Consider the following 23012-nt stretch of genomic DNA (forward strand, 5'->3'; position numbering starts at 1 on the left):
GTTATGATCCAATCCGCCGCCCAATGCGCAAGGCGGCGCCTGGATCCGACACTGCAACAATCTGTCGCGGCATGATGCAGGAAAGTCACGACGGCTTGCGTCTCGGCGGGGTTTTGCCGCCGCCGGAAACCGCCTATCTAGGGCGCAACCCGAAGGAGATGCGATGTTCTGGCTGCTGGCCGCCGCACTGACCGCGATCGTCGCCCTGGCGCTTGCCCGCCCGTTCCTGCGCGCCGGGCGCGAGGGCGCGGAGGCGGAACCCGCCGCCGCCTATGACCTGCGCGTCTATCGCGACCAATTGGGCGATGTCGATCGCGACCTGCAGCGCGGCATCATCGACCCGGCAGAGGCGGAGCGGCTGAAGGCCGAGATCGGGCGCAAGATCCTCGATGCGGACCGCGCGATCGGGCGCGAAGGCGCGGCGCGGCGCAGCCTTCCCGCCCGTCACGGCTTGGCCGGCCTGCTGGCGCTGGCGCTGTGTTTCGGCGGTGCCGCGGCACTTTACTGGCGCATGGGCACGCCCGCACAGCCCGATATGGGGCTGCGGGGACGGCTGAGCGCCGCCGCCGAACGCTACGATACGCGCCCGTCACAGGCAGAGGCAGAATCCCGCGCCGCCGCCGAGCGCGAGGCCGCGGCGGCGCGGCTGCAACAGAACAGCGACCCGCAGATGCTGGCGCTGATCGACGAATTGCGCGCCGCCGTGGCGCAGCGCCCCGACGATCCGCAAGGTCTCGCCCTGCTGGCCCGCAACGAGGCGCGCATCGGCAATGCGCAGGCGGCGGCAGAGGCGCAGCGCCGCCTGATCGCGCTTGCGGGCGAGGACAGCACCGCCCAGCAACACGCCTTTCTTGCCGGAGTGATGACGGAAGCCGCAGGCGGTCTCATCACCCCGGAGGCCGAGCGCGAACTCAACCGCGCCCTCGAACGCGATCCCGCCAACGAACAGGCCCGCTACATGTCCGGGCTGCTGCAGGCCCAGACCGGGCGGCCCGACCGCGCCTTTCCGATCTGGTCGGAGCTCTTGCGCGACGGCGCGCCGGATTCGCCGTGGAACATGGCCATCCGCCCGGTGATCGGGGATATCGCCTGGCTGGCGGGCGCGCCCGATTACCAACCCCCGCCCCTGCCCGAGCCGCAGGCACAACCGGACATGCCCGCCCTGCCCGGCCCCGATGCGGAGCAGATCGAAGCAGCCGGGGCGATGACGCCCGAGGAGCGCGCCGCGTTCATCGGCAACATGGTCGCCCAGCTCGAATCACGGCTGGCGACGCAAGGCGGCCCGGCCGAGGAATGGGCGCGGCTGATCTCGTCGCTCGCCGTGCTGGGCCAGACCGACCGCGCCGCGACGATCCTGGCCGAGGCACGCAGCCGCTTTGCCGACACCCCGGCGGCGCTGTCCCTGATCGACGCCGCCGCCGCCGATGCGGGGCTGCCCGAATGATCCACGAAGACATTGCCGATTTCGCCGCCGCCCTGCCGCGCATGGGCGCGATTGCGGGGCTGGATCTGGGCACCAAGACCATCGGCGTCGCGGTCAGCGACGGGCTGCGCCAGGTGGCCTCGCCGCTCACCGTGATCCGGCGCAAGAAATTCACGCTCGACGCGCAGGCGCTGCTGGCCATCTTGACCGAACGGGGGCTGACCGGGCTGGTGCTGGGTCTGCCGCGCAACATGGACGGCTCCGAGGGGCCGCGCTGCCAGTCCACCCGCGCCTTCGCCCGCAATCTCAGCCGGCTGACCGATCTGCCGATCGGCTTCTGGGACGAACGCCTCTCCACCGTCGCCGCCGAGCGCGCCCTGCTGGAGGCCGACACCTCGCGCCGCCGACGGGCCGAGGTGATCGACCAGGTCGCGGCGGGCTATATCCTGCAAGGTGTGCTGGACCGGTTGCGGTATCTTAGCTAGGCGGCGTCAGCCCGGCAATTCGCCGTGCAGCACATAGCGCAGCATCGCCACGACCTGCTCGGGCCGTTCGGCCACGGCGAGCGCCGCCGCATCGATCTCTTTCAGCGCATGGGCATGGTCGGGCCCGTGAAGCACGATGATCGACTTGCCAAGGGCTGCGGCATAGCCCGCATCGAAGGCCGCATTCCACTGCTTGTACTGCTCGCCGAAGCGGACCACGACGATATCGGCATCCTCGATCCCCTTGCGGGTGCGGATCGCGTTGAGCTGTGCGCCCTTGCGGTCGTGCCAGAACTTCTTCTCCTCCGCGCCCATGATCGCCACGCCGCAATCGTCGCTGGCCGCATGGTCGGTCACCGGGCTGCTGAAGGCGACATCCAGCCCCTTTGCGCCGTCAATGATGCGCTCGCGCCAGTCGGTATGGATCTCGCCGGACAGATAGACCTTGAGCATCGCGCCCCCCAAATGATGAAGATGTGGTCGGCCCGGCTATAGGCGCTCGCCCGCCCGATGTCACGGCAGCGTCCGGGCGGAACAGCTTCAAACGCGGCGGGTCAATCCGTCACCGCTTGTGCGCCACGACGAAGGGCCGGGCTGCGCCCGCCCTTGCTGGCATGGTTTTCCGCGCGCTCGATCACGAACCCCGCCGCCTCGATGCGCTCGCGCAGCTCGGCCATGCCGAACATGGTCACGAAGGGCGCCTTGCCGATGGCGCGCATCACCGGCACCACCAGCCGGATCGGCAGCGCCATGTCCCCGACACAGGGGGTCTTGGAGACGAACACTCCGCCCGGCGCCAGCAGCGCATGGATCCGGCGCAGCGTGCCGGGAAGGTCGCGGACCAGATGCAGATAGTTGAAGCCCAGCACCGCGTCATATCCCGGCGGTTCGGGCACCAGATCCTCCGCCGTGGCGACGCGAAAGACCAGCCCGGCGACCGGATCCACGGCCAGCTTCTCCTGGGCGATCGCGATCATCTCGGGGGAGATGTCCGTGGCCAGATACGCCGCCGCCGCGTCCGCCAGCCGCAACGCCGTGCTGCCGGTGCCGCAGCCCAGCTCCAGCACCCGGCACTCTGGCGAGAGCAGGGCGCGCGTCGCCGTGAGCGTCCGCTCATACCCCTCCGGGTCCGAGATCTTGGATTTGGCGTATTTCTCCGAAGTCCGGTCCCAGAACCGGGAATCATCCGTCCTGCTCATCGCTCCTGCCTGCGCCTGTGATCCAGCTAACAGATTGAGCCTGTACAATATTTCCGGCCGCGAGTCCCGCCCGGATCGCTATCCCCGGAAATGATCGTAAATCTTCTGCGCCAGCCCCGCGCTGATCCCCTCCACCGCCGTCAGATCGGCCACCGCCGCCCGGCTGACCGCCTTGGCCGAGCCGAAATGCGCCAGCAGCGCGCGCTTGCGCGAGGCACCCACCCCCGGCACCTCGTCAAGCGGGGTGGCCGAGACCGCCTTGGCCCGCTTGGCGCGATGCGTGCCGATGGCCCAGCGATGCGCCTCGTCGCGCATCCGCTGGACGAAATACAGCACCGGGTCATTCATGCGCAGCGCGAAGGGGCGCTGACCGAAACGGTGGAATTCCTCCTTGCCGTGATCGCGGTCCTGTCCCTTGGCCACACCGATCATCGGAATATCCTCCACCCCCAGATCGGCCATGATCTCATGGACCGCGCTGACCTGCCCCGCGCCGCCATCGATCAGCAGCAGATCGGGCCAGGCTTCGCTCTCGCGGTCGGGGTCTTCCTTCAGCAGGCGCGAGAAGCGGCGGGTCAGCACCTCCTTCATCATCCCGAAATCATCGCCCGGCGTGATCTCGGTCCCCTTGATGTTGAACTTGCGGTATTGGCCCTTAATCCAGCCCTCCGGCCCAGCCACGACCATGCCGCCCACCGCATTGCTGCCCATGATGTGGGAGTTGTCGTAGACCTCGATCCGGCGCGGCGCGGCGGGCAGGTCGAACGCCTCGGCCAGCCCCTCCAGCAGCTTCATCTGGGCCGCACTTTCCGACATGCGCCGTGCCAGCGATTCGCGGGCATTGCGCAGCGCATTCTCGACCATCTCGGCCTTCTCGCCCCGCTGCGGCACGCCCAGCACCACCTTGCGCCCGGCCTTGTCCGACAGCGCGTCGCGCATCAGGTCCATATCCTCGACGCCATGGCTCAGCAGCACCATGCGCGGCGGCACCTTGTTGTCGTAGAACTGCATCAGGAAGGCCTGCATCACCTCATCGGGCGATTCCGCGCCGCCCAGCCGGGGATAAAAGTCGCGATTCCCCCAGCTCTGATTGCCGCGGATGAAGAATACCTGCACGCAGGCCTGCCCGCCCTCCAGATGCAGCGCCACCAGATCGGCCTCGGCAATGCCGCGCGGGTTGATCGCCTGCACCGACTGCACGGCGGTCAGCGCCTTGATCCGGTCGCGCAGCGCGGCGGCGCGTTCATATTCCATCGCCTCGGCCGCCGCGGCCATCTCGGCCGCCAGATCCGCCTGGATCCTGGTGCTGCGCCCGCGCAGAAATTGTTCGGCATCATCGACGAGCGCGCCGTAATCCGCCTCGGAGATGCGGCCGACGCAGGGCGCGCTGCAGCGCTTGATCTGGTAGAGCAGACAGGGCCGCGTGCGGCTTTCAAACACCGCATCCGTGCAGTTGCGCAGCAAAAACACCCGCTGCAACTGGTTCAGCGTCCGGTTCACCGCCCCCGCCCCCGCAAAGGGGCCGTAATAATTCCCTGGCTCGGACTTCGCGCCGCGATGTTTCTTGATCTGTGGAAAGGCGTGGGACTTGGCGACAAGGATATTCGGAAAACTCTTGTCGTCGCGCAGCAGCACGTTGTAGCGCGGCTTGAGCTGCTTGATGAGGTTCTGTTCCAGCAGCAGCGCCTCGGTCTCGGTGCGCGTGGTCAGGAACATCATCGAATGCGTCTCGCGGATCATCCGCGCGATGCGGGCGGTGTGGCCGTGGCCGCGTGCGTAATTCGACACCCGCGCCTTCAGGCTGCGGGCCTTGCCGACGTAAAGAACCTCGCCCTTTTCACCCAGCATCCGGTAGACGCCGGGCGAGGCGTCGAGCCTGCGGACATAATCGGCGATCACGGCCTGCCCGGTGGGTCTGTCGTTCTGCTGGGTCATGCTGTTCAGTAGTGCGATTCTGGGCCGGGGCTGCAAGTTCTGCGGGCGGATTTCAAGATGAATCCTGTCCACGATTTTTGTGGATAACTCTGTGGGCAGAACTTTGGCAGGTGCGGATTTTCACATAAATGATACGTTTTCGTGAACCTGCCCGATTTTTAGGCAGTGCGTAACATGCTTGTTTTCCAACGGTTTTTTACTTCATCGCGCCAAGTGACTGAAATAAATAGGCTTCTTTCGGCCGATAGGTAACCTGCGGTTGTGGGGTGGACAAACGCCGCGCGGCCTCCGGTGTCGCTTACCCCGACCCCCAGTCCAGATGCTGCCCGCCATCGACACAGATGAGCTGCCCGGTGACGCTGCGCGCCTGCAAAAGATAGCGGAGCGCCTGCCCGATATCGGCCGGATCCGCGCCGCGCTGAAGGATCGTCGCGCGGCGTTCGGCATCGAATTCCGCCGCACTCTGCCGCGCGCCCTGAAGCGTCGGGCCGGGGCCGATCGCGTTGACCCGGATATTCGGCGCAAGCGCCTGCGCCAGCATCCGAGTCATCTCCCACAGCGCCGACTTGGCGATGGCATAGGTCAGGAATTCCGGCGACGGGTTCAGAACGCGCTGATCGACCATGTTGACGATCAGCCCCGCCGGCACCGGCTCGGCCCCGCTGCGATCCGCGTCCGGCGCCTGCGCGGCAAAGCGCTGCGCCAGGATGAACGGCGCCCGCAGGTTGGAGCCGATATGCCGGTCCCAGCTTTCGCGCGTGGCGCTGTGCAGATCGTCATGCTCGAAGATCGAGGCGTTGTTGACCAGCACGCTCAGCGGACCCATCTCCGCGCGGACCTGCGCGATCAGCCCCTCGGCCGCATCGAGATCCAGCAGATCGGCGGCGAAACAGCCCGCGGCAACGCCGATGCCGCGCGCCTCGGCCGCCGTCGCCTCGGCCTCCTCGGCAGATCCGTTGTAATGGATCGCCAGATCGAAGCCCTCGCGCGCCAGGGTCAGCGCCATCTCGCGCCCCAGGCGCCGCGCGCCCCCGGTCACAAGCGCCACCCCCGCCATCATGCCGCCAGCAACCAGGCGGTATAGCCCGCGTAGACCGCCAGCAACGCCGCGCCCGCGCGCCGACCGACCGCGATATGGCGCAGCAGGAACGGCCCGAGCAGCAGGACGCAGCCCAGCATCACCCACAGGTCAACCCGCAGCATCTGGTCGGGCACATGCAGCGGCCCGAAAAACGCCGTGATGCCGAGGATCGAGCCGATATTGAACAGGTTCGAGCCGATCACGTTGCCAAGCGCCATGTCGGCCCGCCCGCGCAGCGCCGAGGCGACCGAGGCCGCCAGTTCGGGCAGCGAGGTGCCGACCGCCACCAGCGTCAGCCCGATCACCGCCTCGCTGATGCCGAAGCTGCGGGCAATGTCGGACGCCCCGCTCACCAGAAGCTGCGCCCCCACCGGCAGCGCCACCAGACCGACCGCCAGCCACAGCGCGATCCGGCCCGGCGCGGCGTGGCCCACATCCATCCCGACCAGCTCCTCGCCGGATTCGCGCCCCCGCCGCGCCCGCCGGATCTGCAACAGCAGCGTCAGCGCCAGCCCCGCCAGCAGCACCGCCCCGTGCCACCAGACGAGCGGCCCGGCAAAGCACAGCGCGATCATCAGCACCGAGGCCGCCACGGCGTAGCCCCAGCCGGTCTTGAGTTCGTCATCATGGCTCAGCACCGGCGCGATGATCGCGGTCGCGCCCAGGATCAGCAGCACATTGGCGATGTTCGAGCCGACGACATTGCCAAGCGCGATGCCCGGCTGCCCGCCAAGGGCCGCGGCCACCGACACGATCAGCTCCGGCGCCGAGGTGCCGAAAGCCAGCACGGTCAGCCCCACGATCACCGGCGCAATCCCCAGCCGCAGCGCGAGCGCCACCGCACCACGCACCAGGAAATCACCGCCGAGAACCAGAAGCCCAAGCCCGGCCAGCACGAAAAACACATCAACGATCACGCGGCGGCAACCCCAGCAACTTGGCCATGACACGGCGAAACCCCGGACCGGAAACCAGCCCGAGCACGATAAACAACAGCAGGATGATCAGCACGCCCTTGACCATCATTGTCCCGACCCCGCCTGCGCTGTCACAGGCCGAACCGCGCGAAGGCCGCGCGATCCTCGATCGCGGCGGCGGCCTCTGCAGCGATTGCCTCGCCCGAAATCCCGAAGCGGCGCAGGAACGGCGTGCGCGCCCCGAAACGCGCGAAGCGCAGCTTGTCGCCGAACAATTCGCGCATCTTCGGTTCCAGATGCCCAATCCCGTCCACCAGCCCCAGATCCTTGCCGCGCCGCGCCAGCCAGAACTCGCCGCTGAAGATCTCGTCGCTCTGCGCCAGGCGCTGCCCGCGCCGCGCCTTGACCTGGGCGATGAACACCCGGTGCATCTCGTCCAGCAGGCGCTGCAGCCGCGCCACATCCTCGGGCTTTTCGGGGCGGAACATGTCGAGCTGGGATTTCGACATGCCGGCCGTATGCACCCGCCGTTCGATCCCGTGGCGGGCGATGAAATCCTGCAAGCCGAACCCGCCCGAGATCACCCCGATCGAGCCGACAATCGAGCAGTCATCGGCCCAGATCCGGTCCGCCGCCGTCGCCAGCCAATACCCGCCCGAGGCCGCGACATCCTCGACAAAACCGTGCACCGGCACCTCGTGGCGCTCGGCCAGCCGCCGGATCCGCGCCGCGATCAGCGAGGACTGCACCGGCGAGCCGCCCGGCGAATTGATCGCAAGCGCCACCGCGACCGGCTTGCCCTTGGTGAAGGCCTTCTTCAGCACCGGCGCGATCGCCGCATCGTTCAGCCCCGCCGCACCGTGGCGCGCCGGCACCCCGATGGCGCCCTGAAGCCGCACGACATTGACGCGCGGGGTCTTGTCAAGAAATGGAACTCTCATGCCCAGACAGATAGGCGACGCACCCCCGCCGGACAAGCGCTGCGCGTTGCAATCATGTCGCTTCCGCCGCATATAGAGGCGCGACATGACGGGAGTGCCGGATGACCTATCTCGATTTCGAAAAACCGCTGGCGGATATTGAAGGCAAGGCCGAGGAACTCCGCGCCATGGGCCGCGACGCCGAAGGGGTGGATGTCGAGAAAGAGGCCGCGGCGCTCGACAAGAAAGCCGGCGCGCTCCTCAAGGAACTGTATGGAAATCTCGACGCCTGGCGCAAAACCCAGGTGGCCCGCCACCCGGAACGCCCGCATTGCGCCGATTACATCGCGGCACTGTTCACCGAATACACCCCGCTGGCCGGCGACCGCGCCTTCGGCGACGACCATGCGGTGATGGGCGGGCTGGCCCGGTTCAACGACACGCCCTGCGTGGTGATCGGCCATGAGAAGGGCAACGACACCAAGTCCCGCCTGCTGCATAATTTCGGCATGGCCCGGCCCGAAGGCTATCGCAAGGCGATCCGGCTGATGGATCTGGCGCATCGTTTCGGCCTGCCGGTCATCACCCTGGTCGACACGCAGGGCGCCTATCCCGGCAAGGGCGCCGAGGAGCGCGGCCAGAGCGAGGCGATTGCCCGCTGCACCCAGAAATCGCTGGAAATCGGCGTGCCGCTGGTCTCGGTCATCATCGGCGAGGGCGGATCGGGCGGGGCGGTGGCCTTCGCCACCGCGAATCGCATCGCCATGCTGGAACATTCGATCTATTCGGTGATCTCTCCCGAAGGCTGCGCCTCGATCCTGTGGCGCGACACCGAGAAGATGCGCGACGCGGCCAAGGCGCTGCGGCTGACCGCGCAGGATCTCAAGCAGCTCGGCGTGATCGACCGGATCGCGCCCGAACCGCTGGGCGGCGCACAGCGCGACCCTGCGGCCGCGATCGCCGCGGTCGGCAAGGAGATCGCCGCCATGCTGACCGAGCTTCAGGGCAGGAAGCCCGCCGATCTCATCAAGGATCGCCGTCAGAAATTCCTCGATATGGGCCAGAAGGGGCTGGGCTGAACCCGCGCCCGCCCGCCGCCGGCTTCGCGCACTAGCTGGACAGCCGGGTGCCCTGCGCCGCGCGCGGCATCCGCACCGGCGGCGGGGTTGCCGATGCCGCCTCTGCCCCGGCTCCGCGATCCGCCGCGCCCCGCTTGCCATCCCAAGTTTCGCTGACTAGATAGGCGCGTCCGTAATCGAAAGGCCCGAGTCTTGGAAAACGTCGTCCTGACCGTTCACCTGATCCTTGCGCTGCTGCTGATCGGCGTCGTGCTGCTGCAACGCTCCGAAGGTGGCGGGCTTGGCATGGGCGGCGGTGGCGGCGGCGGCGTGATGACCGGCCGCCAGGCCGCGAATGCGCTCTCCAAGCTGACCTGGATCCTCGCCACGGGCTTTCTCATCACCTCGATCACGCTGACCATCATCGCGGCGCGCAACGCCTCGGGGGCCTCGGTGCTGGATCAGCTCGATATCGGCACCTCTGCGCCCGCGTCCGAAGACGGCACGCCCGCGCCGCTGGATTACACCCCGCCGCCGGGAGTCGGCCAGCCGGTGGCACCGCCCGCGCCGGATGGCGAGGCGGCCGCGCCCGCGGCACCTGCCGTCGAAGTGCCCGCCGCTGCGGGTGACGCTCCGGCGGATGCGGACGCCACCGCTCCGGCCGCGCCTGCGCCTGCGCCCGCGACGGATGGCCCGGTCGCCCCGCCTGCGGCCAACTGACACCCAACAGATTGGGGCAGACGATTTTGCCCCCACGACAACTTGCGGTCCGCGTTGCGGCGACGGGATAATTCGTTTATAAAATGAGTCCCGTGACCGGCGCTGTTTTGCGGCCGCTCTCACCGACGATTCGAGAACTCACGGGGGCCGCATGGCGCGATATATTTTCATCACCGGCGGCGTTGTGTCCTCCCTCGGCAAGGGGCTGGCCTCGGCGGCGTTGGGGGCGCTGTTGCAGGCGCGCGGCTATACCGTCCGGCTGCGCAAGCTCGACCCCTATCTGAACGTCGATCCCGGCACCATGTCGCCTTTCGAGCATGGCGAGGTCTTCGTCACCGATGACGGCGCGGAAACCGATCTGGATCTCGGCCATTACGAACGCTTCACCGGCGTTCATGCCCGCAAGACCGATTCGATCTCCTCGGGCCGGATCTATTCCAACGTGCTGGAGAAGGAGCGGCGCGGCGAATATCTGGGCAAGACCATCCAGGTCATTCCCCACGTCACCAACGAGATCAAGGAATTCATCGCCATCGGCGATGACGAGGTCGATTTCATGCTGTGTGAAATCGGCGGCACGGTGGGCGACATCGAAGGCCTGCCCTTCTTCGAGGCGATTCGCCAGTTCACCCATGAACGCCCGCGCGGCGAATGCATCCTGATGCATCTGACCCTGCTGCCCTATCTGGCCGCGTCGGGAGAGCTGAAGACCAAGCCCACCCAGCACAGCGTCAAGGAGTTGCAATCCATCGGGCTTGCACCCGATGTGCTCGTCTGCCGCTCCGAACATCCGATCCCGGAAAAAGAGCGCGCCAAGATCGCGCTGTTCTGCAATGTCCGCCCCGATGCGGTGATCCCCGCCTATGATCTGTCCTCGATCTATGAAGCCCCGCTGGCCTATCACCGCGCCGGTCTCGATCAGGCGGTGCTGAACGCGTTTGCCATCAGCCCTGCGCCGCGCCCGGACCTGACCCGCTGGGAAGACGTGATCGACCGGCTGACCAATACCGACGGCACGGTCAAGATCGCCATTGTCGGCAAATACACCCAACTCGAGGACGCCTATAAATCCATCGCCGAGGCGCTGACCCATGGCGGCATGGCCAACCGAGTCAAGGTGAAATCCGACTGGATCGCCGCCGAGGATATCGAGGCCGAGGGCGGGATCCACCTGCTCGACGGCTATCACGGCATCATCGTGCCCGGCGGGTTCGGTGAGCGCGGCACCGAGGGCATGCTGACCGCCGCCCGCTATGCCCGCGAAAAGAACGTGCCCTATCTGGGCATCTGCCTGGGCATGCAGATGGCGGTGATCGAGGCGGCGCGCAATCTGGCCGGCATCGAGGATGCGGGGTCCGAGGAATTCGACCATGAGGCGGGCGAGACCCGCTTCACCCCCATCGTCTATCACCTCAAGGAATGGGTGCAGGGCAATTACAAGGTGCAGCGCTCGGTCCATGACGACAAGGGCGGCACGATGCGGCTCGGCGCCTATACCGCGATCCTCAAGCCCGATTCCAAGATCTCCGAAATCTATGACGGCGCGCTCGAAATCGAGGACCGCCACCGCCACCGCTACGAGGTGGACGGCTCCTATATCCCGCAGCTCGAACAGGCCGGTCTGTGTTTTTCCGGCATGTCGCCCGACGGCAAGCTGCCCGAAGCGGTGGAATATCCCGACCACCGCTGGTTCGTCGGCGTGCAGGCCCACCCGGAGCTGAAATCCAAGCCCTTCGACCCCGCCCCGCTTTTCGCGGGCTTCATCGAAGCGGCCAAGGAAGGCGCAAGGCTGGTCTGACCGGGCGGGTTCCGGCGATGTGGGGTGCCGGTATGGGCGGCGCCGTGATTCAGGTTCTGCACCGGCCCGGCGGTTTTTGACCCGCTCCGGCCGCACCGCCGGCCTCTGCACGCGTTGAGAGACCCTGCTGGCTGGTGAGGCGCGCCAGACCCGGTGCCCGTCCAGACCGCTCGGTTCGGATCCGCTGCACGCTCCGCGGATCGTTGCCACGGCAGCCCATGCAGAAGCGAATCGAATCTCGCCTGGATGCGGCCACCCCACCCATCTGCCTGAAAAATAGGCAGCATGCTGATCTATGCCATCGCATGCGATCCGGGGCCTGCGACACCGCTGCGGTGTACAATCGGTGTACGTTCGGTGTACGCGTGGTGCATGAGCGGTGCCGCTTGTTTTGCCCTACGAAACCGTCACATATCACGGTTATACCCCGGCTCTGACTTGGAGGTTTTCTTATGAACGACGCACCGCAGGACTGGCTCGAGGCCGAGCTTCAGGACACTCTCGACGAAGATTATGAGCTGGAGCTGGAGGACGCGGCGCTGTCGCGCGAGATCAAGCAGATCTACCGCGACGTTCATCCCGACCAGATGAACCGCAAGCTGTATTTCCAGGAACTGCTTCGCCTGCAATCGGAGCTCATCAAGCTTCAGGACTGGGTCAGCCACTATAAGCAGAAGGTGGTGGTGATCTTTGAAGGCCGGGACTCCGCCGGCAAGGGCGGGGCGATCAAGCGGATCACCCAGCGGCTCAACCCGCGGGTGGCGCGGGTGGTTGCGCTGCCCGCGCCCTCGGACCGCGAAAAGACCCAGTGGTACTTCCAGCGCTACGTGCCGCACCTGCCCGCGGGCGGGGAAATCGTGCTGTTCGACCGAAGCTGGTACAACCGCGCCGGGGTCGAGCGGGTGATGGGTTTCGCCTCCGAGGACCAGGTCCAGCAATTCTTCGACGACGTGCCCGAATTCGAGCGGATGCTGGTCCGGTCGGGTATAAGATTGGTGAAGTACTGGTTCTCCATTACCGATGAGGAACAGCAGATGCGATTCCTCATGCGGATCCATGATCCGATGAAGCAGTGGAAGCTGTCCCCGATGGATCTGCAGTCCCGGATCCGCTGGGAGGCCTATACCAAGGCCAAGGAGGAGATGTTCGAGCGCACCAATATCCCCGAGGCGCCCTGGTATATCGTGCCCGGCAATGACAAGAAGCGCGCCCGCCTCAACTGCATCGACCACCTGCTGTCGCTTATGCCCTACACCGAAGTCCCGCACGAGGACATCTCCCTCCCCGACCGGGTCTTCAACCCAGATTACGAACGCGATGTCCTGCCCCGCGACCTGTATGTGCCGCAAAAATACTGACGCAGCGTTACGGGCGAAATGCCGCCCGCGCGGGTGTTTCGGACGCCGGGACTTGCGTAAAAGCTTGTTGTTTCATCCAACTCGCCTATCATGAACCTATGTTCCGAAATCTGATGTCGCGCCTTTTCGGGCAGGAGGAGCCATCCGCCCCCCTGCAGAGTCAGGACGCCGAAGTGGCCCTGGCAGCCATGCTGGTGCGCGTGGCCCGTGCAGATGATCGTTATACCAAGCGCGAGGCTGCGCGGATCGACCAGATCCTGGCCAGGCGGCGCGGCCTGGACATGTCCGAAGCCGCCGAACGCCGCGCCGCCGCCGAGATGATCGAGGCAGAGGCGCCCGATACGGTGCGCTTCACCCGGCTCATCAAGGAGCGAATCGCGCTGGAAGACCGCACCGGGGTGCTGGCCGCGCTGTGGGAGGTCACCTATGCCGACGGCAAGCGCGCCCCGGAGGAGGAATCGCTGGTGCGGCTGGTTGCCGGTCTGCTGGGCATCAACGATCGGGACTCGGGTCTGATCCGCAAGCGGGTGCTTGAGGATATGGGGATCAAGGACTGACCTCGCCTAGGCTTGTCGCGGCCGCCAACCACGGTGTCTGACTTGTTGTCAGCGACGCGTTGCTCAGGCCAAGGCTCGGCTGGATCACCGCGCGTCCGAACGCCGTCTGGTCAGAAATAAGCTACTCTGAAGTCTGGCTGGAGACCGCGATGTCTGCCGAGTGAACCCGCCCGGTCGTGGTGACGCGCCGCCCACTGGACAAGCAAAGCTACAGCCGCATCTCATACCACAGCGCTTCGAGGCGCCTCCGAAGCTCTGATCCGTCGGGAGATCTGTAACACTGGCCGAATGCCGACTTGAATGCTTCGTGCAACTCCGGTTTGGCCTCGTAATATCTGAAATCCATCTGGCTCACGCTCGCATAGAGTTCGGCATCCCCGGACTCGCGGGACGCATGCTCGTAGCACATGCAGAACTGCGCGGCGCCCCGTTGGCTGGGATTGCTCTGGCCTCGGTTAAGTTCGGATTGCAGGAACAGCGGGTAGCACTGGCTGATAAAGGCATTGGCGTCGGGCGGGATCCCGCCATCGCCTTCCTCCTCGGGAACAACGGACGGCTCAGGAAGCGAGACACCCATCACGGCGGCGAGCCCGGTTTCGAGTTGACGGAAACCCGCGCCGTTGCAGCCTTCCTGCGAAATCAGGTTCAGCACCGACTCGCGCACCGTGGACACGGCTTGCGTCGGGTACATTCCGATATTGGCGCGCGCCCACCCCGCGAATTCGGGTCTGACGCGTAGCGTTTCCCCGTAGGAGCTGCTTTCGCTGCCCCTGTACACGCCAAGCCCGTCCGTCGTCGTTTCGGTCATCGTGATCCCCACCGGAATGGTCACGGCGTTGGGTCCGCTGCATTTCTTGACGTGCTTTGAAATCGCCTGGAGCGCCAGCATGGCGTCATGCGCCACGTCGATCGGCTCCGCCCGGCCCGGATCCCCGCTGATGATGGCCATCAGACCGGAATAGGATGTGGCGGCCCCGCGCAGGGCCTGCGGAAGTGCTGTCACCTTGCCGTCGGCCGCCGCCGGGGTCAGACGGTAGTCGCGCTGCCATCCGCTATCCGCGTCATCGACACGGAGCACGAAGGACGCATCACCAGTCTCCCGCTCCATCGAAATCTCGAAGGCCTGCAGCACGCCGGACAGGTATTTCGCCGCGCCCATCACGTCGGACCCCCGCACCAGGTCGCCCACCTTCGCGCCCTGCAATGCTGCCGCGCCGCCCGGCTTCAGCCCTGCGACGAAGGCGCGATTGTCGCGCTCCTGAAAGTAGATCCCGTAGCGGTCCCAGACGAGCTGTTCCAGCGGCGTCGGTGACTTCGGCTCCAGCCCGTAGAGTCCGGCCGCGCGCGCCTGGGTGACGGGGTCGTCCTGAGCGAACGCGGCCGAGGCGAGCATCAGGTCTGCCAGCGCGGAGAACAGCAATGTCGCGAATTGCAAGCGGGCAAACATGTCCGTCCCTCACCCCACAAACGTGTAACTTGTTCACTTTGCCGGACCATATCACGAATCAGGCAGACATTTTCAGGAAAACCCGCTCCCGGAGCTGCAATCATCCGTTTCGGTTAACGCCGAGACGGCAGTGCAGCTATCGGGCGCGTCCCGACAGGGCGCTGCCACAATGGCACCGCCACGGCACCGCTTCGGTATACTAAGAAAATCGCGCCATCGCCGCGTCGCAATAAAAAGCCGCGGGGCCGGAACATCCGGCCCCGCGGGGAACGAGGTATCTGCGCGCTGTCCGCTCAGAAAAGATCGACGTGGATGACGGCATCCTGATAGTCGCGGTCTCCGCCACCGACCAGGTCTTCAAAGCCGATGATGATGCCGGAGCCGTCGGGATCGAGCCCCGACAAGGCATGCTGCACGCCATCGGAATTGAGCGTCTGGTCGATCGAATGCCAGACCGGGAAGGCCGCGTCTGTCCCGTTGATCTGCAGTTGCAGATTGGTGCCGTCATCAATGCTGGGCGTCGATCCGTTGCGGTCAACGAACTCGAACGTGTCGCTGCCCAGCTCGTCACCGACGAAGAATGCGCCTTGCGTTGCGACGAAGAAGCCAAGCTGGTTCCCGTCCGCCACGCCGGTGATCTCGACAGTCTGGCTGTGGGCGTCGGTCACGTCGTTGAACAATGCCCGCGCATTCACGATCTCGCCGTCCGGCGTGACTTCGTAGACCCCCAGAAGGTTCTGCAGACCCGCCTTGGACATTTCGTCCACCGTGACCCGGAAGCCGCCGGTTCCGTCGCCGGTCAGGAAGCTCTGGTTGATGATCCCGTTCACGTCGCCCGTGTCCTGCGCCCTGCCTTCGGACAGGGTCGGAAGCTGGCGTTCGAGCGACACGAAGGTTTCGCCGTTCTTCTCGAAGACGAGCAGCCCGAGATCCTTCGGCGCATTCGGCACCGCGATGGTCACATCGTTCACCCCGTCACCATCCGTGTCGAAAATCAGGCGCGGCGGCGTGCCGTCTGCGAAGGTCGCCCCGCTGGAGCCGAACTCCCGGTCGGTGAAGACGATCTCGTCGAACTCGGTGAAGTCGGTGACGGTCAGATTGTTCAGATTGGCGGCGGTGTCCCGCAAGCTCTGGCTGCCATCCCCGAGCGTGACGATCTTCGCGGCATCGCCGCCGTCCGTGGCGGAACCGTCGCCATCACCCGTCCCGTTCGGCTCCGGCTGTGCTTTCTCGGGCGTGACGGGACCGGGGGTAACCGGAGCAGGTTCCTCTGCGCCGGTTCCGGGCATGGGCTCCTGCACATCCTGAACCTGAATCGTCAGCACCTCGGCATATTCGGAACCGGCGCTGTCGCGCACGCCGATCTTGACGAGGTGCGACGCGGCCGTATCGAAATCGAGCGCGGCGCCATCGGCCAGTTCCAGATCCGTGCCGTTCAGCGCAAACAGCCCGTTCGCCGAGTTCAGCAGGCTGAATGTATGACGCTCGCCCGGCGTGGGATCGCTGACCCCGAGCTTGCCGATCAGCGTGCCGCCGGGCGCGGTCTCGGAGATGGTGGCGTTCGTCAGGCTCAGATCGGCCGGCGGTGAGTTCAGCTCGAAGGCGAGGCTCTGCTGGGTGCTGTTTCCGGCCTGATCCGTGGCCCGGAGCTGCAGCACGTAGCTGCCATCTTCCGGCAGGGCCATCGCAGGCCGGATGATCTGATCGTCCCCCGTGGCCGCGCCGCCGGACTCGAAGCCCTGACCGCCGCCGAAATCGAACTCCAGCATCGTGCCTGCTTCGGCTCTGACAACGACGCCCGGCGTCGCGCTTGTCGTCGTCATCGGCAGTTCGCCGAGTTCATCCTCCAGCAGCGCCGGTTGTGACAGCGCCGGCGCGTTCGCATCGATCATGTCCGCGCTCTGACTGATCGGGGTGGTGTAGGCGGTGGACTCGTTGCCTGCCGCATCCGCGAGGACGATATTCACCGGAATGTCTTCACCCGACGCGCGGTCGGTCTGACCTTCGGCCACCGTGTAGATCGCGGAATAGACCCCGCCGCCCTGATCGGTGAAGTCGGTCAGCGCGACACCATTGACCGAGCCGGAGACGAGGCGCAGCCCCGCTTCGCCGGCGCTGATGGTCACCGTGACCGCATCTCCGACCTTGGCGTTCTGATCGGGGATGGTGACATCGGTTACAGCTGGCGTGTTCGCGTCGATGGCGTCGGCGCTCTGACTGATTGCGGTGGTGTAGGCGGCGGATTCGTTGCCTGCCGCATCCGACAGCACGATATTCACCGGAACATCGTCGCCCGGCGCGCGGTCCGTCTGATCTTCGGTCACCCTGTAGGTCGCCGAATACACCCCTCCGCCCAGATCCGTGAAACCGGTCAGGGCAGCGCCGTTCACCGTGCCGGAGGCAAGGCTCAGCCCCGCCTCGCTGGCTCTGATCGTCACCTCCACCTGGTCGCCGACCTTCATGGCCGCGTTCGGGATGCTGACACTGCTCAACTCCGGCAGATTGCCGTCGATCAGATCGGCGCTCTGGCGGATCGCGGTGTCGTAGACGGCAGACAGGTTCCCCACCGCATCCGACAGCACGAAACTCACCGGAATGTCATCGCCCGCCGCGCGGTCCGTCTGACCCTCGGCCACGGTGTAGGTCGCCGTATAGATGCCACCGCCCTGATCGGTGAAACCGGTGACATCGACGCCGTTCACCTGGCCGGAGACGAGGCTCAGCCCCGCTTCGCCGGCAGCGATCGTCACCGTCACCGCGTCGCCGGCCTTGGCCGTCCGGTCCGGGATACTGACGCTGGTCACCTCGGGCACGACCGCGTCGATCACATCGGCGTCCTGGCTGATTGCGCCGGTATAGGTGGCCGACTTCTGCCCCACCGCATCCTGCAGCACGAAGCTCACCGGAATGTCATCGCCCGCGGCGCGGTTCGTATCACCCTGTCCCACGGTGTAGTTGGCGTAATAGATGCCATCGTCATAGCTGCCTCTGATATAGAGACCGCCGTCGTCCATCCCGGAATACACGTCAGAGAAATCGGTGACGTTCACGCCGTTCACCGTGCCGGAGGTCAGGCTCAGCCCCGCGTCGCCGGCATCGATTGTCACCCGCACCACGTCGCCGATCTTCGCCGCCTCGTTCGGGATGCTGACATCGGTGATGGAAGGCTTGTTCGCGTAGATGGCATCGTTGCTCTGGCTGATCGCGGTCGTGTAAGCGGCGGAGACGCTCCCCGCATAATCCTTCAGCACGATCTCGACCGGAATATCATCGCCCGCCGCGCGGCTCGTACTTCCTTCGGTCACTTTGTAGGCGAACGTGTAGTAATACGGATTCTCCGCGAATATATCGAACTCATATTCGATTTCGGTGAACGTAACGCCGTTTACTGTGACGGAGACAGGTTCCAGAGAGCCTTCGTCGGCATAGATCGTCACCGTGAATTCATCGCCGATTTTTGCCGGCGCGTCGGGAATGCTGACGCCGGTCACGGTCGGCGTGTGCGCGTCGATGAGATCGTTGTCCTGCTGGATATAGGTGACGGCGTTGGATTTATTGCCCGCCGCGTCCTTCAGCACGAAATGCACCGGAATGTCATCGGTGGCCCTGCGGTCGGTATCGCCCTCGGCCACGGTGTAGACGGCGGTATAGATGCCACCGGGCTTTTCGGTGAACCCCGTCACCGCCACGCCGTTGACGGTCCCGGTATCGAGGGCCAGCCCGGTGTCATTCGCGATGATCGTCACTTCGACGTCGTCGCCGACCTTTGCCGTCTCGTTCGGCAGCCGGACGAAGATCTTCGGCGAGTTCGCGTCGATGGCATCGGCGTCCTGGCTGATCGCTGTGTCGTAGGTTGATTCGTTCCCCGCCGAATCCGCCAGCACGATGTTAACCGGAATATCTTCACCCGCCGCGCGGTCGGGGTCGCCCTCGGTCACCTGATAGGTCAGGCTGTAGGTCTTGTCGCCGTTGTCTTTGAATACGCTCGCCTCTAACTCGACGTCGTTCACCTCGCCCGACACGAAGCTCAGCCCGGTTTCGCCGGCAGAGATCGTAACCGTCACCTCATCGCCGACCTTCGCAGCCCTGTTCGGAATGCTGACACTGGTTATCGTCGGCGAGTTTGCGTCGATGGGATCGGCGTCGAGGCTGATCGCGGTGGTGTAGGCGGCGGATTTGTTGCCCGCCCTGTCCACGAGCACGATATTGACGGGAATGTCATCGCCCGCGGCGCGGTCGGTGTCGCCCTCTGCGACGGAATAAAACGCCTTATAGGATGTGGGACTCACCTCTACGAAACTGGTGATCTCGCGACCGTTGATCGTGCCGGAGTCGAGGCTCACACCCTCATTGGTCTTGATAATAGCCAACGCGGTATCGCCGACCTTCAGCGGGCTATTCGAGACGGTGAATTTGGAGATCGTCGGTGAATTGGCGTCGATGGCGTCGGCATCTTGGCTGATCGGGGTGGTGTAGGTGGACTCGTTGCCCGCCGAATCCGCCAACTTGATCTCGACCGGAATGGTGTCGAACCCAGTGCGGTCGGTGTGGCCTTCGGCTACCTGATAGGTCAGGCTGTAGGTTTTGTCGCCGTTGTCCTTGAACGTGCTTTTGTCCAGGTCCACACCATTCAGCGTGGCGCTGATAAGGCTCAGCCCGGTTTCGCCCGCGTCGATCGTCACCTTGACGTCATCGCCGATCTTGACGGCCTTGTTCGGAATGCTGACGTCGCTGATGACCGGCGAGTTTGCGTCGATGGGATCGCCGCTCTGGCTGATCGCCGTGGTGTAGGCGGCGGATTTGTTGCCCGCTCTGTCCACGACCACGATATTGACGGGAATGTCATCGCCCGCCGCGCGGTCCGTATCGCCCTCGGCCACGGTGTAGGTCGCGGTGTAGACTCCGCTGCCCTGTTCCGTGAACCCGGTGACCGCAACGCCGTTCACCGTGCCGGATACAAGGCTCAGCCCCGCTTCGCCGGCATTGATCGTCACCGGCACCGCGTCGCCGATCTTGACCGATTTGTCCGGAATGCTGAAACTTTTCACCACCGGCGAGTTCGCGTCGATCTGATCGAGCTTATATTTATTATAGTCCTGGGGAGCGAACCTGCTACCAAGCGATTTGGTGTAGGCTGCGGATTGGTTACCAGCAGCATCCGCGAGCACGAACTCCACCGGAATGTCATCTTTTCCTGCGACGTCGGTCTGGCCTTCGGTCACGGTGTAGGTCGCGTGATAGCTTCTGTCGCCTTGATCTTTGAAATCTGTGACCGCAACGTCGTTCACCGTGCCGGTAACAAGGCTCAGACCCGGTTCACTGGCCTTGATGACCACCGTCGAAGTGTCTCCGACTTTCAGCGCTTTGGGCGGCGACGTATCAACTGTGTAAACCGCCGGCGAATTTGCGTCGATGGCGTCTTTCTCCTGGCTGATCGCGGTGGTGTAGGCTGCGGATTTGTTCCCCGCCGCATCCTTCAGAACGAAATTCACCGGGATATCGTCGCCTGCCGCGCGGTCCTCATCGCCCTCGGCCACGGTGTAGGTCGCGGTATAAACCCCGCCGGTTTTTTCGGTGAACCCGGTCACCGCAACGCCGTTCACCGTGCCCGTGTCCAGGCTCAGCCCGGTCTCGTTCGCGATGATGGTCACGGTCATATTGTCGCCGACCTTCACCGGATCGTTCGTCAACCGGACGACGACGGTCGGCGTGTTGGCGTCGATGGCATCGGCGTTCTGGCTGATCTCGGTCTCGTAGGCTGCGGATTCGTTCCCCGCCGCATCCTTCAGCACAAGGCTGACCGGGATGTTATCGCCTGCCGCGCGGTCGTCCTGCCCCTCGGCCACGGTGTAGGTCGCGATGTAGTTTCCGCCGCCCTTATCGGCGAAACCGTCGAGGGCGACCCCATTCACGGTGCCGGAGACAAGGCTCAGCCCCGCTTTGTCGGCATTGATCGTCACCTTCACCGCGTCGCCGATCTTCACCGTCTTGTTGGGAATGCTGACGCTTTTGATAACCGGCTTGTTCGCGTAAATCGGATCGTTGTACTGGTCGATCGGAGTTTTGAATGCGGTCGATTTGTTGCCCGCCGCGTCCATCAGCACAATATCGACCGGGATCTTTGCGGGCGCGGGGCGGTCTTCCTGCCCCTCGGCCACGGTATAGGTGGCGGTGTAGTTTCCATTCTTCATATCGGTGAAATCGCTGAGCGTGCCACCGTTCACCGTGCCCGAGGCAAGGTGCAGCCCGGCCTCGCTGGCGGTGATGGATACCGGCACCTCATCACCGATCTTCACGGCCTTGTCCGGGATGCTGACGCCGGTCACCTCAGGCGCAACCGTGTCGATCGTGACTTTCAACGGGGTCGATGTTCTTCTCGAATAAAAGAATTCCAGCACACTGACGGTTAAACTGGATGTCCCCTCACCGAGGGAAGACGCTGGGATGCTCCGAGTCCAGTTCCCGTCCGCATCCGACTTCGCGTCGTAACCTTGGGACCCGAAACTGGTTTTCTTTTCAATTAGAAAATCCGAGTTGGCAGGGCCGGTTCCCGAGAATACCAGATCACCGGCGTTGGTGATGTTGTCGCTGTCCGACACCCCGCTATCGCTTGCAGCCACAAGATCCGGCGGGGCGAGCGGGGGCGGGGGAAGCTTGCCAGTGGCGAAGCCCACCTCATTGCCGCTGTTGTTCGGACCTGAGCCGAGCGGCGTCGACAGGAGATACATATACTCCCCGTCCGAATTGAAGGCGATGTCGATATCGGTCAGGTCCGGAAAGGTTTGCAGTTGCGTCCATTTTCCGCCCGAGACCGGTCTGGCGTAGACGGCATTTACCTCCGCATACAGGTTGTCGTCGGTGGGGGCCGCAAACCTGCCCGCGACATATTCGATCCCACCGTGGACAGCATAATCCGTCACGGCACTGACGCCCGACAGGCCCATCTCCGACGACTGTAAGGTCCCGTCCGATACAGTGAATTTATAGAGATCGGTCTTATCCGGATAGGAGTAATCCTTGAGGTAAAGACCACTCACGTCACCGACGGCAGTATCATCGACAAGAAGGTAGATATTCGGATTTGCCTGACCCGGCGTTCCGTCCACCAGGGTCGCCTTACCCCAGTCGCCATTCGCGGGGCGATGGGCGGTATAGAGATTGCCAGAGCCGTTGAAGTTGTCTTCATACTTGAAAGTTACATTGACGCTGCCATCCGCCCCTTCGGACAGCACGGGTTTATCCACTTCGTTGATCCCCGAGCTTTGCGAGCTGCCGCTCCACTCAAACACGGTGTCGGCAGCGAACGAGCCCGATTCGTTTGTCGCATATCGGATCGATTGCGACGCACTGCCATCGTCAGATTTCCGAAGCTCCCATGTCGCATGCACGACATCGTTGGAATCGACGATCAGCCTGGGATTGTCGCTGTTGATCCCGCCCCTCGGGTGGCTATCCTCCTGCAGCGCCGTAAAGCTCCAGCCCTGGCCGTCATGTTCGCCATACATGACACCCCGCTTGGATCCCGCGCCCGAACCGATGGCGTGCCTGAAGACGACATGCAGGTTGCCATTCGAATCGATTGCCAGATCGAGATCGTCCGAGAAGTTGGTGACGCCCGCATCCGTAGCGGAGAATGAGGCGTAATCGTCCCAGGTCTTGGTCGCATCGTTGTATTTGCGGACGAGTTGGCCGCCGTCAGAGCCCTTTAGCAGGGCGTAGAACGAGCCATCGGGCCCGGTTTCCAGATCCGCATAAGCCCATTTATTGCTGGAATAGGTGACAACCGTTCCGGTAGAAGCCGCCATTTTTTCACCACCTGCGTCGCTGAGATCAGAAAAGAGAATGCAACTCTACCTGAGGTTGCGCGCCTGCTAGTTATGAACAATCAATCACTTGTCAAGTTGCTGTGCCGACGAATGGTTGATTTTCTGAAATTTTCCAACGTGTTTGTAGCGGGAGAGTGCGCCGCGCAGTTGTCTGACACGTCAAATCCGCCGGGGGTGTCGTCATCCGACCTAGCCCGAAGCCTGCTCATCACCGACCCGCGCCGCCGCCCCGAGCGCGAGGCGCCGTTCAGCAGGGCAGCGGCCATATATGATACGCCGAAGCTTCGT

Annotated in this window: 15 protein-coding genes; 7 read left to right on the plus strand and 8 right to left on the minus strand. The window is 64.6% G+C overall.

All coding sequences use genetic code 11. The features are described 5' to 3' along the window. Positions 1–163: 163 nt before the first annotated feature. On the plus strand, positions 164–1444 hold the full coding sequence (gene ccmI, locus BLT73_RS00965) for a c-type cytochrome biogenesis protein CcmI (RefSeq protein WP_090520055.1): 1281 nt from the start codon (positions 164–166) through the stop codon (positions 1442–1444). Beyond that, a complete protein-coding gene (gene ruvX, locus BLT73_RS00970) occupies positions 1441–1908 on the plus strand; it encodes a Holliday junction resolvase RuvX (protein ID WP_090520056.1) in 468 nt (155 codons plus the stop codon). Before ccmI ends, ruvX begins: the two co-directional genes overlap by 4 nt. Positions 1909–1914: 6 nt before the next feature. Here ruvX and BLT73_RS00975 read toward each other — a convergent pair whose 3' ends face one another. The 6 genes from BLT73_RS00975 to BLT73_RS01000 form a co-directional block, all read right to left on the minus strand. Next, positions 1915–2361 carry a YtoQ family protein gene (locus tag BLT73_RS00975; RefSeq protein ID WP_090520058.1) on the minus strand — a complete coding sequence of 149 codons (447 nt, stop codon included), beginning with the start codon at positions 2359–2361 and terminating at the stop codon, positions 1915–1917. Positions 2362–2462: 101 nt separating this feature from the next. Then, positions 2463–3107 (minus strand): class I SAM-dependent methyltransferase, encoded by a 645-nt coding sequence (locus BLT73_RS00980; RefSeq protein ID WP_218132490.1) that lies wholly within the window; start codon positions 3105–3107, stop codon positions 2463–2465. Positions 3108–3185: 78 nt separating this feature from the next. Then, on the minus strand, positions 3186–5042 hold the full coding sequence (uvrC, locus tag BLT73_RS00985) for an excinuclease ABC subunit UvrC (RefSeq protein WP_090520060.1): 1857 nt from the start codon (positions 5040–5042) through the stop codon (positions 3186–3188). Between the two features lie 298 nt (positions 5043–5340). Next, the gene (locus tag BLT73_RS00990) at positions 5341–6099 is read right to left on the minus strand and encodes an SDR family oxidoreductase (RefSeq protein ID WP_090520062.1); all 759 of its coding nucleotides are present in this window, start codon (positions 6097–6099) and stop codon (positions 5341–5343) included. After that, the gene (locus BLT73_RS00995) at positions 6099–7040 is read right to left on the minus strand and encodes a calcium/sodium antiporter (protein ID WP_090520063.1); all 942 of its coding nucleotides are present in this window, start codon (positions 7038–7040) and stop codon (positions 6099–6101) included. The genes BLT73_RS00990 and BLT73_RS00995 overlap by 1 nt, the downstream gene beginning before the upstream one ends. 131 nt (positions 7041–7171) lie before the next feature. Continuing rightward, the gene (locus BLT73_RS01000; RefSeq protein WP_090520893.1) at positions 7172–7981 is read right to left on the minus strand and encodes a S49 family peptidase; all 810 of its coding nucleotides are present in this window, start codon (positions 7979–7981) and stop codon (positions 7172–7174) included. Positions 7982–8082: 101 nt separating this feature from the next. On the opposite strand from BLT73_RS01000, the gene BLT73_RS01005 reads away from it, so the two are divergent. From BLT73_RS01005 to BLT73_RS01025, 5 genes are all read left to right on the plus strand, one after another. After that, positions 8083–9039, plus strand: a complete 957-nt coding sequence (locus BLT73_RS01005; RefSeq protein WP_090520065.1) for an acetyl-CoA carboxylase carboxyltransferase subunit alpha — start codon at positions 8083–8085, stop codon at positions 9037–9039. 192 nt (positions 9040–9231) lie between these two features. After that, positions 9232–9738 carry a preprotein translocase subunit SecG gene (gene secG, locus BLT73_RS01010; protein WP_090520068.1) on the plus strand — a complete coding sequence of 169 codons (507 nt, stop codon included), beginning with the start codon at positions 9232–9234 and terminating at the stop codon, positions 9736–9738. A 151-nt stretch (positions 9739–9889) separates the two neighbouring features. Further along, a complete protein-coding gene (locus BLT73_RS01015; RefSeq protein WP_090520070.1) occupies positions 9890–11536 on the plus strand; it encodes a CTP synthase in 1647 nt (548 codons plus the stop codon). Positions 11537–11988: 452 nt separating this feature from the next. After that, complete coding sequence (ppk2, locus tag BLT73_RS01020) at positions 11989–12894, plus strand: polyphosphate kinase 2 (RefSeq protein ID WP_090520073.1); 906 nt, start codon at positions 11989–11991, stop codon at positions 12892–12894. A gap of 98 nt (positions 12895–12992) precedes the next feature. Next, complete coding sequence (locus BLT73_RS01025) at positions 12993–13451, plus strand: tellurite resistance TerB family protein (RefSeq protein ID WP_090520074.1); 459 nt, start codon at positions 12993–12995, stop codon at positions 13449–13451. Between the two features lie 208 nt (positions 13452–13659). On the opposite strand, the gene BLT73_RS01030 is transcribed toward BLT73_RS01025, so the two are convergent. Next, complete coding sequence (locus BLT73_RS01030) at positions 13660–14898, minus strand: hypothetical protein (protein WP_090520076.1); 1239 nt, start codon at positions 14896–14898, stop codon at positions 13660–13662. A 293-nt stretch (positions 14899–15191) separates the two neighbouring features. Beyond that, on the minus strand, positions 15192–22703 hold the full coding sequence (locus BLT73_RS01035) for an Ig-like domain-containing protein (RefSeq protein WP_090520077.1): 7512 nt from the start codon (positions 22701–22703) through the stop codon (positions 15192–15194). Positions 22704–23012: the final 309 nt, after the last annotated feature.

The organism is Paracoccus isoporae, assembly GCF_900101865.1.
Lineage (GTDB): Bacteria > Pseudomonadota > Alphaproteobacteria > Rhodobacterales > Rhodobacteraceae > Paracoccus > Paracoccus isoporae.

Coding starts and splice junctions, on each gene's coding strand:
- BLT73_RS00990 (WP_090520062.1), bottom strand. CDS start 6,099: ATGGCGGGGGTGGCGCTTGTGACCGGGGGCGCGCGGCGCCTGGGGCGC.
- ppk2 (WP_090520073.1), top strand. CDS start 11,989: ATGAACGACGCACCGCAGGACTGGCTCGAGGCCGAGCTTCAGGACACT.
- BLT73_RS01030 (WP_090520076.1), bottom strand. CDS start 14,898: ATGTTTGCCCGCTTGCAATTCGCGACATTGCTGTTCTCCGCGCTGGCA.
- ccmI (WP_090520055.1), top strand. CDS start 164: ATGTTCTGGCTGCTGGCCGCCGCACTGACCGCGATCGTCGCCCTGGCG.
- BLT73_RS01025 (WP_090520074.1), top strand. CDS start 12,993: ATGTTCCGAAATCTGATGTCGCGCCTTTTCGGGCAGGAGGAGCCATCC.
- BLT73_RS01015 (WP_090520070.1), top strand. CDS start 9,890: ATGGCGCGATATATTTTCATCACCGGCGGCGTTGTGTCCTCCCTCGGC.
- BLT73_RS01035 (WP_090520077.1), bottom strand. CDS start 22,703: ATGGCGGCTTCTACCGGAACGGTTGTCACCTATTCCAGCAATAAATGG.
- BLT73_RS01000 (WP_090520893.1), bottom strand. CDS start 7,981: ATGAGAGTTCCATTTCTTGACAAGACCCCGCGCGTCAATGTCGTGCGG.
- BLT73_RS00980 (WP_218132490.1), bottom strand. CDS start 3,107: ATGAGCAGGACGGATGATTCCCGGTTCTGGGACCGGACTTCGGAGAAA.
- BLT73_RS00975 (WP_090520058.1), bottom strand. CDS start 2,361: ATGCTCAAGGTCTATCTGTCCGGCGAGATCCATACCGACTGGCGCGAG.
- uvrC (WP_090520060.1), bottom strand. CDS start 5,042: ATGACCCAGCAGAACGACAGACCCACCGGGCAGGCCGTGATCGCCGAT.
- ruvX (WP_090520056.1), top strand. CDS start 1,441: ATGATCCACGAAGACATTGCCGATTTCGCCGCCGCCCTGCCGCGCATG.
- BLT73_RS01005 (WP_090520065.1), top strand. CDS start 8,083: ATGACCTATCTCGATTTCGAAAAACCGCTGGCGGATATTGAAGGCAAG.